Origin of the sequence: Lamprocystis purpurea DSM 4197 (assembly GCF_000379525.1) — a bacterium.
GTDB classification, from domain to species: Bacteria; Pseudomonadota; Gammaproteobacteria; order Chromatiales; family Chromatiaceae; genus Thiodictyon; species Thiodictyon purpureum.
The window spans coordinates 1-13,956 of sequence record NZ_KB902524.1 but is presented as its reverse complement, the minus strand read 5'-3'; the positions used below and the strand labels follow the sequence as shown (position 1 = coordinate 13,956).

Below are 13,956 nucleotides of genomic sequence, written 5' to 3'. Positions count from 1 at the left end.
GAGCCTCTGTTACTGTTGCATCAGGTCATTCAGTCACCGGAGTGGATCCCAGGATGCACGCCTTGTTGCGCCTCTCGACGGCTATCGACACGCTGAACCGCCGCATCGGGCGCGCCGCCACCTGGCTGGTGCTGGTCTGCGTCTGCCTCTCCGCTCTTACCGCTACGCTGCGCTATCTGCTCGACTGGGGTTCGAACGCCATGATCGAGGGCCAGTGGTTCATGTTCGGCTTGATCTTCCTGCTCTGCGCCCCTTGGACGCTCCAGGAGCAGGGTCATGTGCGTGTGGACATCCTCTATACCCGTTTGCCGCCCCGTGCCCGGGTTTGGATCGACGTGATGGGCGGACTGCTGTTTCTGCTCCCGGTTTGTCTGTTGATCGTCTGGAATGCCTGGGGTTACTTCCTGCTGTCCTTCCATCAGAACGAGTCGTCGTTCAACCCCGGAGGACTCTGGTGGTGGCCGATGAAACTCGCGATCCCGATTGCCTTCAGCCTGCTTGCGGCCCAGGGCCTGTCGGAGATCATCAAGGGTGTCGCCGCGCTGCTGGGGCTGAGGCCGCTGCCGGCCGTCGCCGAGGGACGCTGAGATGGAAGCCTGGCTGGCCGTCAACCTGGCCCCGGTGATGTTCTCGGCGCTTGTGCTGTTCCTGCTCAGCGGCTATCCCGTCGCCTTCGCACTGGCCGCGGTCGGGTTGGTGTTCGGTCTGATCGGGATCGAGCTCGGGCTGCTGACCCCGGCACTGTTGCAGGCACTCCCGGATCGGGTGTTCGGCATCATGCGCAACGAGATTCTGCTCGCGGTGCCCTTCTTCACCTTCATGGGTCTGGTTCTCGAGCGCAGCGGCATGGCCGAGGACCTCTTGGACACGGTGGGACAGATCTTCGGCGGGGTCCGCGGCGGGCTTGCCTACGCGGTTATTTTCGTCGGTGCTCTGCTGGCAGCCACCACCGGCGTCGTGGCCGCCTCGGTCATCGCCATGGGATTGATCTCGTTGCCGATCATGCTGCGCTATGGCTACCATCGGCCATTGGCGGCCGGGGTGATCGCGGCGAGCGGAACCCTGGCACAGATCATCCCGCCCTCGCTGGTCCTGATCATCATGGCCGATGTGCTCGGCCGCTCGGTCGGGGACATGTATAAAGGTGCGCTGATCCCAGGGCTTCTGCTAACCGGGCTTTACACCCTTTACATATTCGGGAATACCCTGGTGCGTCCCGCGGCGCTCCCGCCCTTGCCGCCGGCCGCGCGCACCCTGCATGGCCGTGCCTTGGCCCTGCGTGTCATCGTGGCGCTGATCCCGCCCCTGGCGCTGATCTTCCTGGTGCTCGGGACCATCTTCATCGGTTGGGCGACCCCCACCGAAGGCGGGGCCATGGGTGCGGTGGGCGCGCTCCTGCTGGCGCGCGCCAAGGGTCGACTCAACCGGGACGTGCTGGTGCAGTCCATGGCGAGTACGGCCAAGATCACCAGTTTCGTCGTCTTTATCCTGATCGGCTCAAGTGTTTTCAGTCTGACGTTCCGCGCGGTGAACGGAGACCTGTGGGTGGAGCATCTCCTGACCGGTCTGCCGGGCGGAGTCATGGGATTCCTGATCTTTGTCAATATTCTGGTCTTTCTGCTGGCGTTCTTCCTGGATTTTTTCGAGATTGCATTCATCATCCTGCCGCTGCTGGCTCCGGTTGCCGAGAAGCTCGGCATCGACCTGGTGTGGTTCGGGGTGCTGATCGGGGTCAACCTGCAGACCAGTTTCATGCATCCGCCATTCGGGTTTGCACTTTTCTATCTGCGCTCGGTTGCCCCGCCGGCGGTCCGCACCTCCGAAATCTACTGGGGGGCGGTGCCCTTCCTGGGCATTCAGATCCTGATGGTGGCCCTCATCGTCATCTTCCCCGAGTTGGTGAGTTGGGGATTGGACGCACCCGCTGACGCCGGCAACCCCACGCAGATTACCATCCCTGATCAGGACGGCGGCTCCAGTCTGCTTGACAGTCCCGATTTTGAAGGGGTATTTCCAGTGGGCCAACCTTAGCGCGGGACCTGTTATACACTGAATGTTTGATTCATCCTCTGGCCCGGAGCAAGTACCATGCTGACTGCCATCATTTTGATCAACGTCGAACGACACAAGGTCAACGCCGTCGCGGAATGCCTCGCGGGTCGCGACGAGATCTCCGAGGTGTTCTCGGTCAGCGGCAACTATGACCTGATCGCGATCGTCCGCGTCGAACGTAACGATCAGCTCGCGGAACTGGTCACCAACCACTTGCTGCAGATCGACGGACTGGAGAAGACCAATACACTGCTTGCTTTCAAGGCGTACTCCCGACACGATTTGGAGGCCATGTTTGCCATTTGAGTGATAAGCGCTCGACTGGTTTGTTCATGGCTCGGTTATTGCAATTGATGTTTCAAGTCACCGTTATGTCATTTTTGCATCCGGAGCGTGCCCGTGGATTCAACCGATATCGACAGCCCGCCAGAAGGCGATCTGCTGGTGCTCCAGCAGATTTCCCGTATCGTCTCCCGCGGCGATGCCGCCGAGTCACGCATTCAGGATATCTTGCGCCACCTCGCGGGTGCGCCGGGCCTCATGCGCGGCCGGGTGCTGCTGGCAGACCCTGATGCCGGCACCATCTACATCCGTTATGCCCACGGCATGACCCCGGCCGAGCTGGAACGGGGTCATTACCGGATCGGCGAGGGTATGTCCGGACGCGTGTTTCAGACCGGCGAGGCCGCGCTCGTTGCCAATATCCACGATGAACCCGGCTACCTGGCGCGCGCCACGGCGCGCGACACATTGCCTGAGCAGATCGCGTTCCTCGCGGTGCCGATCGTCTGCGCTCACCTCCCTGTTGGCGTGCTGGCAGCGCATCGGCTGCCCAACAGCGCCCGTTCCGCCAGGGCCGATCTTGCACTGCTGGAGGTCATCGCGACCTTGATCGGGCAGATTCTGAGCACCGATGAGCAGTCCGAGCCGCGGCTCGCGACCGCTCAAGCGGTGCTGCGGTCAGCACCGGTCGCCGCCGGGCGCGACGCCGTTGAGGGTGAGCACGACGGCGTCCACCGCGATCTGCTGCTGCGCACGGCCGAGCAGTTGTATGGGCAGGGGCGCTTACATCTGGCCGCCGATCGGTTCCTGCGTGTCGCGGCGCTGCAACCGGCCAGTGATGAAACGCGCGCGGCCCAAAACCGATTGCTGGAGATCGCCGGCTACTACGAGAAGCGGGGCGCGAATCGACTGGCCCTGGATATCCTGGAGCGCTTGCGGCGGGCGCGCGGGGTGCAGAGTGCGTCGGACGGGGATAGCGTGTGGGAGTCGCTGTCCGACCAACAGCAGACTCAGGATGATGATGCCGAGCACTGGGATACCTATGACAGCTCATTGCACAAAAGCGATATCTCGCGATACCGGCTCGGGGCCGACGATCGCTGAGCGACGGCGCGGGGCGACGCCCAGGGGCTGAGCCGCCGTTCCTTTGTCTCCCGCCGGATGTTGGTGTGCCACCGCGATGGATACGACGGGCCTGTTTGTTACGGATTTGTGCACGCAACCGCCGTAGTGCTATTCTCCGAACACTGATCGCTGCTTCAGGAGCGATCAGGCAGGTGATCGGCACCAACACTCGGCAGTCAACCGCGGCTGGATCGCTGACTGGATGACGCGGCAATCCGTCATCACAGCCGCTCCGCTGAATGCGTGGCGACAAGCATCACCTCCTACTACAACACGAGGGGGATGATCATGAAAATGGCGAGATCGGCGGTTCTCACGATCGCCGCGACCATGGCGATCGGGGCGGCCATGCCGCTCGCGGCCGACAAGGATCACCGCGAGGGTCACCACAAGGAACACCACCGCGGTAAACGTCCAACACTGAACCAGCAACTGATTCATGACCTGATGGAGGGTGAAATGACCCTCAAGGGTGATCACGCGGCGGTCGATGAGCTCATCCTCAAGCGCCACATCCCGATCTCCTACGACTATATCGCTACGCTGATGCGGACCCCGAACGCCTTTGGCGAGGGTGTCGCCTGTATCGTTTGCCACTCATCGAGTGATCCGGCCAAGAGCTATCGCGGGCTCGACCTGTCGACCTGCAATGGAATCAAAGTCGGTGCCACCGAGGCCCCCGCGCGCAAACTCTTCGAGCCGGGCCAGGAGCCCAAGAAAACCATTCTCGGACGGCGGCTGCGCAACAACCGGATGCCGTTCGGTGTCAACTTCAACGTGCCCACCGACGGTCCAGCGAGTCAGGCAGTGCGCGACTGGATCGCCTCCGGTGCACCGAACGATGACCACTTCCGCACCAAGGTGTTGCCCCTGTTCAGCAACGGCAATGCCTTTGCGCCCAAATGGCAGGCCTGCACCGACTGCCACATGGCCAATGCGGAGCCGCCGAGTTTCCACGAACTCAATCTGAAGACCTTTGAAGGCATCATGCTGGGCGCGGACTCGGTCGCCAAGGGTGTGGACGGGGCCACCAAGATCGTGATCCCCGGTAAACCAGAGGACAGCCCACTCTACCAACACCTGGTGGAGGATCGCATGCCCCCCGGGATCTCGCCGACCGCTGATCGCGACCATCCCAACACCCGCATCCTGCTGCGCTGGATCGAACAGGGGGCTAACTGCAAATGAGGCTCGACCGGCGTCGGCTGCTGCTGGCTGCTGCTGCCGGTTGCCTGGTCGGGCACCCGGTCCGCGCCGCGCCAATGGCGGTCGAAGCCGGACGACCGCTCGCCGTCATGCGCCGCTGGCCGACCCGTGACAACAGGTTGGCACCCTTGGCGTTGGACGGTGTACACCTTGCGTTCGCGGGGGAGTCCACCCTTGGGATCATCCGACTCGCCGGGTTGGGGGAAACGTCGGCGGATACGGTCGGGCTGACCTGGCAGCAGGTGCATGGCTTATCGGGCGGTGCCGCATTCCGACCGCGTTTTAGTGGTGATGTAGTGGTGTGCGGCGGCCCCGCTGGTCTGGTCGCCTGGGAGATCGCGACCGGACGGCCGCGTTGGCGCTATCCCGCACGGGTACAGGTCGGGGTACCCTTCGTGGATGGGCAACGGCTCTATTGTGGCGATGGCCATGAGATCGTCGCTCTGGACCTGGCTTCGGGCAGGCCACTCTGGCGGTTTGCCGGCACCCCCGACACCCTGGCGAACTATGCCCCGGCGGGGGCTGGGGAGCAACTGTTCGCGGGACCGGGCGACGGGCGTCTCTATGCGCTGTCCATTGCCGACGGCACGCCGCTCTGGATACTCGACCGGCGCGAGGATTGGCAGTATCTGCGCCAATTGCACTGCAGCGGCGACCTGCTGGTGGCCGGGAGTTATCAGGAGGCGCTCTATGGTCTCGAGGTTCGCGATGGGCGTGAGCGCTGGGTCTTCCACGCCGGCAACTTCATCAACTCCCATCACGTGGCCGATGGGACCGCGTATCTGTGGTCGCCCACTGGATGGGTCTACGCTATCGACGCCCAATCGGGTCAAGTGCGCTGGCGTCATCGGACCACGGATTTTACGGGGGACAGGCGTAATTGGGCGCCGCTCATGGCCGAATTGACGACCTGGGATGACTCGCTCTATGCCCTGGCAATGGACCAGGTCGTACACCGGCTCGACCGCGCAAGCGGCAAGGAGATCAATCGACTCCTGTTGCCCGAGCCGGTCCAGCCCGCGCTCCTGCCGAGCGCGGCCGGTCTGCTCTTCGCCGGTACCGGCGGAGATGTCCTGCTGGTCAGCTAAACCGCGCCCAGAGCGGTATGCGATGTTTTTGGATGAGATCGGCCCCGGCAGAATCGACGACTACTGGATCTGGCGCGGTTTAAGAAACGAGTCAAGAACTACTTCTTCCGGCGCATCGCGGCCAGGAAGTTGGTCATGGACGACTCCGCCACCCCCCACCAGACGTCCGAAGTCTGCTGGAAGGCGAACATCGAGTCATAAAGCCCCTTGAAGGTCGGGTTCTTGGCGGACTCCTCCGCAAAGACCGCCTGTGCGATCTCATAGGCTTTCAGCAACACATCGTCCGGGAAGCGTTTGATCACCGCGCCGTTCTGCTGAAGCCGCTGCAGGGCCGGCGGGTTTTTGGCGTCATAAGCGGCCAGCATCAGCAAATGCGCCTCCGCGGCCGCGGTCTGAAAGGCCGCCTGGTAGGCCGGGGGCAGGGCGGCCCACTGGTCTTTGTTCACATAAAAGACCAACTGCGTTCCCGGTTCCCACCAGCCTGGATAGTAATAGTATTTCGCGACCTTATAGAATCCGAGCTTCTCGTCATCGTAGGGCACCGTCCATTCGGCCGCATCGATGGCACCGCGTTCCAGTGCCGGATAGATCTCGCCGCCGGGCAATGATTGCGGCACGGCACCCATGCGCGAAAAAATCTCCGCTCCGAACCCTGGAATACGGATCTTCAGCCCCTCGATATCCTTGACTGATTTGATCTCCTTGCGATACCAGCCGCCCATCTGGGCGCCCGTACTGCCGCCCGGAAAATTGATGATGTTGTAATCGGCAAACATGGCGCGCAATAAATCCATCCCGCCGCCAAACCAGGTCCAGGCGGTGAGTTGGCGCGTGTTGAGCCCGAAGGGCAGGGTGGTTTCCAGCGCCAGTGCCTTATTCTTTCCGAAATAATAATAGGATGCGGTGTGCCCGCATTCCACCGTACCCTGCTGCACCGCATCCAGCACGCCCAGCGCCGGGACCAGTTCCCCGCCGGCGAAGACCCGGATCTCAAAGCGGCCATCGGTCAGTTCCGCCACGCGCTTCGCCATGGTTTCGGCACCGCCATAGATGGTGTCCAGACTTTTCGGGAAGCTGGAAGCCAGGCGCCATTTGATGGTCGGAGTCTCGGCCCGCGCCGGCTGTGCCAGGCCCACTGCCGCGGCGCCGATCCCGGCCGTCTTCAGGAAATCACGTCTCTGCATGGTATGTCCTCGCTACGGGTTGATCAGCATTCGGGGCAGTAGCTCCTGCCCGCGGCGCCGGGTTGCGCCGGCGTGTCGGGAATTGTAACCGCAACGTTCATTCGTCTCAGATCATTGACGAATCGATCTGTTGAATGCGCTCATCGGATATCGTTCAGGCCGATGCACATCTTTGGTGCCTGGACCCCGCACCGTCGCACGAACCAGCGCACCGCCGCGGCGATCTGTTCCCGGCAATCCGCGCTCAAGGTGTCCATGGGGCCATCACCGGTCAGGGCGCAGACCAGGTCCTGCTCACCCGGCGTCAAACGCAATGTCAATGTCACCGGCAGGGCCGCGTTGGCCGGAAGCAGCCGGGCATGAAACACCACCGACTGGGTCGCGATCCTTGGTGCCTCGATGATCACCGCTTTCAGACCGCCGCCGCACGCCTCGCGTAACGGCCCCCCCAGTTCCCGTTCAGCGAAGCGGGCGAGCAGGGCACGATAGTCGTCGAGGCGGCTCAGGAGGCGGCGCAGTTCATGAGGATTCGGAGTCTCTTCACGGACCTGGCGGTCCAGCGCCTGGCGCAGTCGGTCAAACGCCTTGGGCAGGCCGCCGCCATGAAAACCGCGCCGCACCAGCGCGGCGACCGTCTCGCCATGATCACCCAAGCGGGCCGCCGGCACCGGATCGGTGCCGACGGCTCCCCGATTGGAACCATAGAGCCGCCAGTTCTCTTTCAATTCCCAAAAGAGAAAACCGAAAAGCCCGGGCAGCAGGAACACGGTGACGGCCACCAGTGACACCGCGAGCGCATCCGGCAGCAGGGGTGAGGTCGCGGCGAAGAGCCCGCTGCTCAGGGCCGGCAAGAAGGGCAGCATCAGCTTATGGCCCAGGGTGACGACCGGAAAGTGTTTGATCGGATTGGTTTGCGGCTCGATCAAGACCACCACATAAAACTCGACCACCGCCTCGCAGAAGGCCCAGGGCAGTGCGGCCAGGGCCTTGAGCACGCTGGTTCCCGGACGCTCCTCCAGACGTGGGCTGAGCCGGGTGCGGATCCGGTGCAAACCCTCGGTCAGCGCCCGCGTCGCCTGCTTGAAGAACTCCATCACCGGCGCGATCAGGCCGGCCAGGCGCTCCTGACGCAACAAATCCAGGAACCGGCGCCAACCGGTCACCAGATCGTCGAGCCGCCGTCGGCCCGCCGGGGTATCACGCAGCAGGGTGCCGAACGCGTAGGCCAGCGCCAGCACCGGCAGCCAGGCCGTGACTCCGGGTGCCTGCGGCATGGCCAGTGACCAGAGCGCGGCCACCGGCAGAAGGGGCAGCAGACCCAAGGCCAGCGGGGCGAGCAAGCGATCGAGCAGGGTGCGCACCAGGCGCCGCGTCAGAAACCAGACGACCGGGGGCCAGCGCAGGAACCGCGGCAGCCCGGTAATGAACAGAAAGCGGATCAATCCCGTTGCCAAGCGCCACGTCAGCACGGCCGCGACACGACCCCGTCGGGTGTTGACCGTCGCACTCAGGGCCGCCCCCAGGAGCAGCACCGGCCAGGTTCCGGTCAGTGCGGGGTACAGATCGAAGGGTGTGAAGAGTTTCCACACGAGACGGGTGACCTCGATAGCCGCCCAGGCCGCCAACCCCGGCAGCACCACCAGGCGCAGCAGGCAGCGCCCCTTGCGGCTCCCGAACAGCGGGGCGCTGAGTCGCTGGAGCCCCTTCACGTAGAAGGCACCGGGTTGATAAACACCCGGCAGGGCAGGGGCGGCGGCGGCATCGAAATGGCCGAGGTGATCCCCTTCCCAGATCTCGGCCAAGCGCAGATCCGGCAGACTCAAGGCGTCCTGATTCAATAGATCCCGGACGTCGGTGAACTTGAGGTGCTGACGACGGCGGATCAGTTCGGCCATCGCCGCCGTGAGGCGTCCGGCAGCGAGTCGGCCGCGCGCGGACGATGGGACCAGTCCGGCCGTTTCCAGTGCGCCCGCAAGCCGGGGCCGCAGTTGGCGCTCCAGGCGTTCGCTGATCTGTGTCGTCAATTGGTTCAAAGGTGCGCCGAAGCGGTCCAGATCCTCGACCGGCCAGGGCAAGTGCGTGAGCAGGCGGCTCGCGGTGTCCAGGGCCGCGAGCCCTTTCAGCGTGCTCAGAAAAGGCAGAATCCGGCGCGCCCGCCCGCGGCTCAGCCAGGTGCGCCATTCGATCCGATAATAGGTGTGGTGCTCCTCCTGGAGCGCAATCTCCAAGTGTCCGAGCAGGTCCTGAGCCAACGGAGCCGCCGTTCCGTGCTCTGTCGCCAGACGCCACAGCAAGGCCCGGAGGTCGCTCGCCGCGGCGGCCGGCAATCGCCAAGTGACGACGATGCGATCGGCGAGCGATTCCGCTGCCGTTCGTTGGCGCTGCTCCAGGAGCAGCGCCACCGGGTCGTCCGGTGCGGGCTCACCCGCGATGCGGACATAACAGGCACGGGCCGCGCGCAGGGACCCCAGGGCCGCGGCGAAACGTCCACTCCATTCAGCACTTTGGGCCGCCGCGGACAGCGACTGCAAGCGCACCAGACGCACCCGTGACCAGCGGTCTCCTGGCCGGCCGCGAGCGGGAGGAGGGGACCGTCCCTTCCATGGGGCCAGCAAAACGGACTCCAGTGCCCGCACGAGACGCGTCAGTCCCGGTGGGCGGCGGCGGATCGCGGTGCCGCGGCCTAAGGCGTCCAGGCAACGCGCCTGGAGGTGGGTCGGCATCCCTGGCGGGTTCGGGATCGGGCCCGGAAGCAATGCGGGCGCAGTCGGCTGATCAATCGAGTCAGCCCCGTTTGACACGTCGGCGTCCAGGGCGTTGGACGCTGTTGTTCCACCGTACCCATCGGCGTCAGGCGCGACCCGCGGTGTCGGGCCGGACCGCTCCACGATCTGACGGTCTGGATCGCAACGGCCGAACGGCAGGTCCGCGGGCAGCGGCAGCCGCACGCCGGGCAGGCCACAGTCGGCGGACGGTCGACCGCGCTCCAGTGCCTGGGGCAGTCGGCCGCCGGGGCAGGGTACCGGCAGATCGAGCCCGCTCTCCTCGAACCAGTGGTCCACCGCGGCCCAGTCCGTCACCGCCGGGAAGCAGCAGCCGCGCGTCAGTGGAGCGCAATAGCGCAAGCGGACCACGCGGGCGGCGAAGCTGCGGCACAGCGCCGTCTCGCCCTCAGCGGCCCCGGCCACCCCCTCGCGCATCAGCACGTCCCGCGCCTCCGCCATCGCGGTGCAGCCGATCAGCGACGCGAGGGCCGCCGGACCAAAATGCGCCGCGTCCTGGTTGTCGTCGCGCGCCGTCTGCCAGGCGCGGGCCACCTCACCCTCGAAGCGTCTGGCCCAGTAATCGCGCAGCAGCGTGCGTTCAGGCGTGCTCTTCAGAGCGGGTGCGCCGGGCATCGGCAACAACAGAATCCACTCCGGCAGGGGTAGGCCCTCGATGACCGAGAGCGCTTCCGGATTCTCCGTCTCCAGCCGCTCCAGAAAGCAGCGCCGCGCAAGCAGGTGATAGCAAATCTCGACACCCGACTGGACAGCGGACCGCCCCGGTTCCCGCTGGAGCCGCTCCAGCGCGCGCGGATGGAACAAAAAGACCCCTTCGGCCGGCCCCAAGACCCACTGGCGAAAGACAGCGGCAGTGACCGGACGCATGGCCGCGGCGGCGCTTTGGTCGGTGCGTGGTGCCTGGTGCAGGGTGAGCGTCCGAGACGGTGGAGATGATCAGGAGATCCTGGGCAATCGGGCCGATCCTGTCTATCGATTCTCGACCGGCGAGCCCAAATGGCCGGAATTTGGATCGAGGCCCCGGTTTGCGTGCCAGCCAGATGGCGCATATAGTTTTGCCATGTGGCTTCATTCACTGAAGAGGTGTCTCCATGGCACAGGCCGCGATGCGCAAAGAAACCTCCGGCGGAACCGACCCGCTCGCCGACTACCTCGGCGTGCTACAGATGCCAACCGAACGTTTGGTCGAGCGGGTCCGTGCCGGGTTTCCCTTCTCCGAGTTGGAGGCGTTACGGGTGCGACTGGGGATGACGCTACAAGAGGCCGCTGGCCTGGCCGGGATACCAGGGCGAACCCTGGCGCGCCGCCGACAAGCCGGGCGGCTTGACCCGAGCGAGTCGGAGCGGGTCTTAAGGATCGAGCGGTTGTTCGCCCTGGCAACCCAAATGCTGCGCGACGGCGACCGGGCGCGCGACTGGTTGAAGTCGCCCAAGGCCGCGCTGGCGGGACAGACGCCCTTGGACTATACAGACACGGAAGTGGGTGCGCGCGAAGTGGAGCACCTGATCGGCCGGCTGCGCCATGGGGTCTTCGCGTGACGTGTTTTCGATTAGTCGACGAGGACTATCTGGAGTCGGCCTTCAGCGGGGACGGGGCGCGGCTCTACGGCGGACGTTGGAATACGCCGGGCGTGGCGATGGTCTACACGGCACAGTCGCTCTCCCTCGCGCAACTGGAACTGCTGGTCCATCTTGAGGCGGACGATGTGCTGCGTCGGCATTGGCGGTATTTTGCCGTGGAGGTGGCCCCGCAGGCCATCCTCGCGTGTGAGTCCTGGGCCGACCTCCCGCCGGATTATGCCGCTTGGCCGGCACCGGCCTCAACGCGGGCGCTCGGTGACCGCTGGATCGCGGAGTCCGTCTCGGTCGGTCTGTCCGTCCCGAGTGCAGTGACGCCGGGAGAGCACAACCTCTTGTTGAATCCAGCCCACCCCGAGTACGCCGCCGCCGTTGTCGTTGGTGCCCCGCAGCGCTTGCGTCTGGACCGGCGATTGGTCAAGGGTTGAGGCCAGATCGTAACCGAATCGTTTGCGAACCTGCACGATCTGACCGTGATGATCGGTCGAGTGGCCGCACAATTGGGTGTTATCGGGTATCTTTATGGCTTGGTAAACGGGTATAAAAGGAACTCCTGGATAACGCCCAGCGTGAACCCATCACGATCACCCCTCGGGCTGGTGACGGTCATGGAAGTGTCCGCGCTCAGGCTTGATCTCCAGTTGACGGTGGGGTCCGAGATGACTTCGGTGGCAGCCGCACGAGCAGGTGTTCCGTCATCAGTCATCGGTGGGCTTCAGTCGGCCGATCGCGACGAACATAGCCACGCCGCATAGAAGACCGCGTAGTAGGCACGGTTGGCCGCGGCATCGGCGTCCGCGTTGTCGAGATCGCGTCGCGCGGTCGTCAGCGCCTTGGCCAGCAGCCGCGCGATCACAACACCACGCCTTCACGCCGGATGACCGCGACGAGATGAGCGGCGCGATGCGGCGCCGTATTCGTCAGACTGGCCTGCTCGAAGACCCAGGGCTGAATGTTCACGCCGGTCTCCAGCAGGATCGGGTAGCCCTGATCGATCAGGTCGAGTTGTTCCGCCAGCGGATCTGTCACTTGATCGAGAAAGACCGCCACATCCGCATCGCTGTCCGGACGATGGTCGCCGCGCGCCCGCGAACCGAAGAGATACAGTGTCTTCAAGTGCGCCCCGTAACGCGCGCTCAGGATCGCCTTGAAAGACGTGAGGGCGGATCGGGTCACCGGATCGATGGCGGTTTGCTCTGGCATGATTGGCGATCTCCCGGAGTTGTTGGACACGCGGCGGGGGTCAAGCCGCCGGCGCTGCGGCTTGGCTGTCAGACCTTCAGGTACTGGTAAACGGTTTCGCGACTGATCCCGAGTGCGCGGGCCAACGTCGCCTTCGGCTCCCCGGCCGCGGCCCGCTGTCGCAGTTCGGCCACCTGCGCGGGGCCGAGTGATTTCTTGCGGCCCCGGTAGACGCCGCGCTGCTTGGCCAGTGCGATCCCCTCGCGCTGCCGTTCGCGCAGGAGTGCCCTTTCGAACTCGGCGAACGCGCCCATCACCGACAGCATCAGATTCGCCAGCGGCGAATCCTCGCCGGTGAAGGTCAGCTGCTCTTTGACGAACTCGACCCGCACGCCGCGTTTGGTCAACGTCTGCACCAGGCGGCGCAAATCGTCGAGGTTGCGCGCCAGGCGATCCATACTGTGTACCAGCACCGTGTCGCCCTCGCGCACGAAGCCCAGCAAGGCATCAAGCTGTGGTCGCTGGGTGTCCTTACCGGACGCCTTGTCGGTGAACGTCTTGTCCACCGGCACGTCCTCAAGCTGCCGATCCGGATTCTGATCGAAGCTGCTGACCCGGACATAGCCGATACGCTGACCCTGCATGATGCCTCCAATGCCAAAAGTGTCAGGAAAAGATCTATGATCTTTCAATGCAGGTGTCAAGAAATATCGGCGACAACCCTATCCTGACGTGCTCAGCAGGATACCCTGACATCAGGATAGGGTATACCCCAGTGAGACGACAAACCGAAAGTAACATAAAATCCATCTGTTCAAACCTTACATAGGTTTTCTGTTCCGTTGCACCCGAGACCCCTAAAAGTACCGATCCGGGCAGAACCGTGACACGGATCGACCGCTATATGGAAGTAGCGGGCCAGCAACTTATTCGGGGGGGGGGGCGAGAAGAAACTGAACTGATTACGCCCTGCGCTTTTCGCAGCATACATCGCCTGATCAGCTTTTTTTAAAAGGTCTTCAGACGTGTTTGCATCCTGCGGAGAAAACGCTATCCCGATGCTGGCAGAAAGATGAACCATGTTATTTAGCACATGAAAAGGACTTGCCAACGCCGTCAGGATTTTCTCGGCGACCCGTTCGACAGGCTTGGCGTTGATCAATTCTCGCAAAATGACACAGAACTCGTCCCCGCTGTCATTTTCAGAAGTCGTCTGCACCAAATATCAGAAGTTGCCTGCACTACCTATTGTGACACGAGGAATTCCGGCGCTGGCTCCTAACGAGTCGCGCAACAAAGCCTCGACTCTACAACTGGATAGCCCTTGAGGGGTCGACTTGGCGATCAAAGATGTTTCTGACCCCATGATAAACCAGCATTTTGGTGCAGGGCACTTCTGAGCAAAGGCAAAGATCGTGCAGGCGACTCCTGAGCAAATAGGAGGATCGTGCAGGCGACTTCTGAGCAACGCGTGTCA

General features: G+C 63.7%; 14 protein-coding genes. 8 read left to right on the top strand and 6 right to left on the bottom strand.

The annotated features are described in order from the left end of the window. Window positions 1-53: 53 nt before the first annotated feature. From A39O_RS0122885 to A39O_RS0122855, 6 genes are all read left to right on the top strand, one after another. Window positions 54-587, top strand: coding sequence for a TRAP transporter small permease subunit (locus A39O_RS0122885; RefSeq protein WP_020506999.1), 534 nt, complete (start codon window positions 54-56; stop codon window positions 585-587). A 1-nt stretch (window position 588) separates the two neighbouring features. Further along, the gene (locus tag A39O_RS0122880; RefSeq protein WP_020506998.1) at window positions 589-2,031 is read left to right on the top strand and encodes a TRAP transporter large permease; all 1,443 of its coding nucleotides are present in this window, start codon (window positions 589-591) and stop codon (window positions 2,029-2,031) included. A 57-nt stretch (window positions 2,032-2,088) separates the two neighbouring features. Continuing rightward, window positions 2,089-2,358: an Lrp/AsnC family transcriptional regulator gene (locus A39O_RS0122875; RefSeq protein ID WP_020506997.1), complete on the top strand. Its 270-nt coding sequence runs from the start codon at window positions 2,089-2,091 to the stop codon at window positions 2,356-2,358. 93 nt (window positions 2,359-2,451) lie between these two features. Continuing rightward, window positions 2,452-3,438: a GAF domain-containing protein gene (locus A39O_RS37015; RefSeq protein ID WP_020506996.1), complete on the top strand. Its 987-nt coding sequence runs from the start codon at window positions 2,452-2,454 to the stop codon at window positions 3,436-3,438. Window positions 3,439-3,747: 309 nt separating this feature from the next. Further along, window positions 3,748-4,647 (top strand): hypothetical protein, encoded by a 900-nt coding sequence (locus A39O_RS0122860; protein WP_157640351.1) that lies wholly within the window; start codon window positions 3,748-3,750, stop codon window positions 4,645-4,647. Then, window positions 4,644-5,753: a PQQ-binding-like beta-propeller repeat protein gene (locus A39O_RS0122855; protein ID WP_020506994.1), complete on the top strand. Its 1,110-nt coding sequence runs from the start codon at window positions 4,644-4,646 to the stop codon at window positions 5,751-5,753. Before A39O_RS0122860 ends, A39O_RS0122855 begins: the two co-directional genes overlap by 4 nt. A 98-nt stretch (window positions 5,754-5,851) precedes the next feature. Here the strand turns inward: A39O_RS0122855 and A39O_RS0122850 are convergent, their stop codons facing one another. Next, window positions 5,852-6,937 carry a TRAP transporter substrate-binding protein gene (locus tag A39O_RS0122850; RefSeq protein WP_020506993.1) on the bottom strand — a complete coding sequence of 362 codons (1,086 nt, stop codon included), beginning with the start codon at window positions 6,935-6,937 and terminating at the stop codon, window positions 5,852-5,854. Window positions 6,938-7,077: 140 nt separating this feature from the next. Further along, complete coding sequence (locus A39O_RS34725; RefSeq protein ID WP_020506992.1) at window positions 7,078-10,587, bottom strand: hypothetical protein; 3,510 nt, start codon at window positions 10,585-10,587, stop codon at window positions 7,078-7,080. Window positions 10,588-10,811: 224 nt separating this feature from the next. Between A39O_RS34725 and parS the strand changes: the two genes are divergently transcribed. Both parS and A39O_RS0122835 read left to right on the top strand, forming a co-directional pair. After that, a complete protein-coding gene (parS, locus tag A39O_RS0122840; RefSeq protein WP_020506991.1) occupies window positions 10,812-11,258 on the top strand; it encodes a type II RES/Xre toxin-antitoxin system antitoxin in 447 nt (148 codons plus the stop codon). Continuing rightward, window positions 11,255-11,725 (top strand): RES family NAD+ phosphorylase, encoded by a 471-nt coding sequence (locus A39O_RS0122835; RefSeq protein ID WP_020506990.1) that lies wholly within the window; start codon window positions 11,255-11,257, stop codon window positions 11,723-11,725. The genes parS and A39O_RS0122835 overlap by 4 nt, the downstream gene beginning before the upstream one ends. Before the next feature lie 287 nt (window positions 11,726-12,012). Here A39O_RS0122835 and A39O_RS41170 read toward each other — a convergent pair whose 3' ends face one another. From A39O_RS41170 to A39O_RS39075, 4 genes are all read right to left on the bottom strand, one after another. Then, entirely contained in the window at window positions 12,013-12,153 is a 141-nt protein-coding gene (locus A39O_RS41170) for a hypothetical protein (RefSeq protein ID WP_020506988.1), read from the bottom strand. Next, on the bottom strand, window positions 12,150-12,500 hold the full coding sequence (locus A39O_RS0122820; protein ID WP_020506987.1) for a nucleotidyltransferase domain-containing protein: 351 nt from the start codon (window positions 12,498-12,500) through the stop codon (window positions 12,150-12,152). The genes A39O_RS41170 and A39O_RS0122820 overlap by 4 nt, the downstream gene beginning before the upstream one ends. Window positions 12,501-12,568: 68 nt before the next feature. Further along, window positions 12,569-13,123, bottom strand: a complete 555-nt coding sequence (locus A39O_RS0122815; RefSeq protein WP_020506986.1) for a recombinase family protein — start codon at window positions 13,121-13,123, stop codon at window positions 12,569-12,571. Window positions 13,124-13,293: 170 nt separating this feature from the next. Beyond that, a complete protein-coding gene (locus A39O_RS39075; RefSeq protein WP_157640350.1) occupies window positions 13,294-13,698 on the bottom strand; it encodes a diguanylate cyclase domain-containing protein in 405 nt (134 codons plus the stop codon). Between the last annotated feature and the right edge of the window lie 258 nt (window positions 13,699-13,956).

What these genes read in the sequence shown, in the direction of transcription:
- A39O_RS0122885 (WP_020506999.1), top strand. Translation starts at nt 54, where the DNA reads ATGCACGCCTTGTTGCGCCTCTCGACGGCTATCGACACGCTGAACCGC.
- A39O_RS0122855 (WP_020506994.1), top strand. Translation starts at nt 4,644, where the DNA reads ATGAGGCTCGACCGGCGTCGGCTGCTGCTGGCTGCTGCTGCCGGTTGC.
- A39O_RS0122820 (WP_020506987.1), bottom strand. Translation starts at nt 12,500, where the DNA reads ATGCCAGAGCAAACCGCCATCGATCCGGTGACCCGATCCGCCCTCACG.
- A39O_RS0122880 (WP_020506998.1), top strand. Translation starts at nt 589, where the DNA reads ATGGAAGCCTGGCTGGCCGTCAACCTGGCCCCGGTGATGTTCTCGGCG.
- A39O_RS0122875 (WP_020506997.1), top strand. Translation starts at nt 2,089, where the DNA reads ATGCTGACTGCCATCATTTTGATCAACGTCGAACGACACAAGGTCAAC.
- A39O_RS0122860 (WP_157640351.1), top strand. Translation starts at nt 3,748, where the DNA reads ATGAAAATGGCGAGATCGGCGGTTCTCACGATCGCCGCGACCATGGCG.
- parS (WP_020506991.1), top strand. Translation starts at nt 10,812, where the DNA reads ATGGCACAGGCCGCGATGCGCAAAGAAACCTCCGGCGGAACCGACCCG.
- A39O_RS34725 (WP_020506992.1), bottom strand. Translation starts at nt 10,587, where the DNA reads ATGCGTCCGGTCACTGCCGCTGTCTTTCGCCAGTGGGTCTTGGGGCCG.
- A39O_RS0122815 (WP_020506986.1), bottom strand. Translation starts at nt 13,123, where the DNA reads ATGCAGGGTCAGCGTATCGGCTATGTCCGGGTCAGCAGCTTCGATCAG.
- A39O_RS0122850 (WP_020506993.1), bottom strand. Translation starts at nt 6,937, where the DNA reads ATGCAGAGACGTGATTTCCTGAAGACGGCCGGGATCGGCGCCGCGGCA.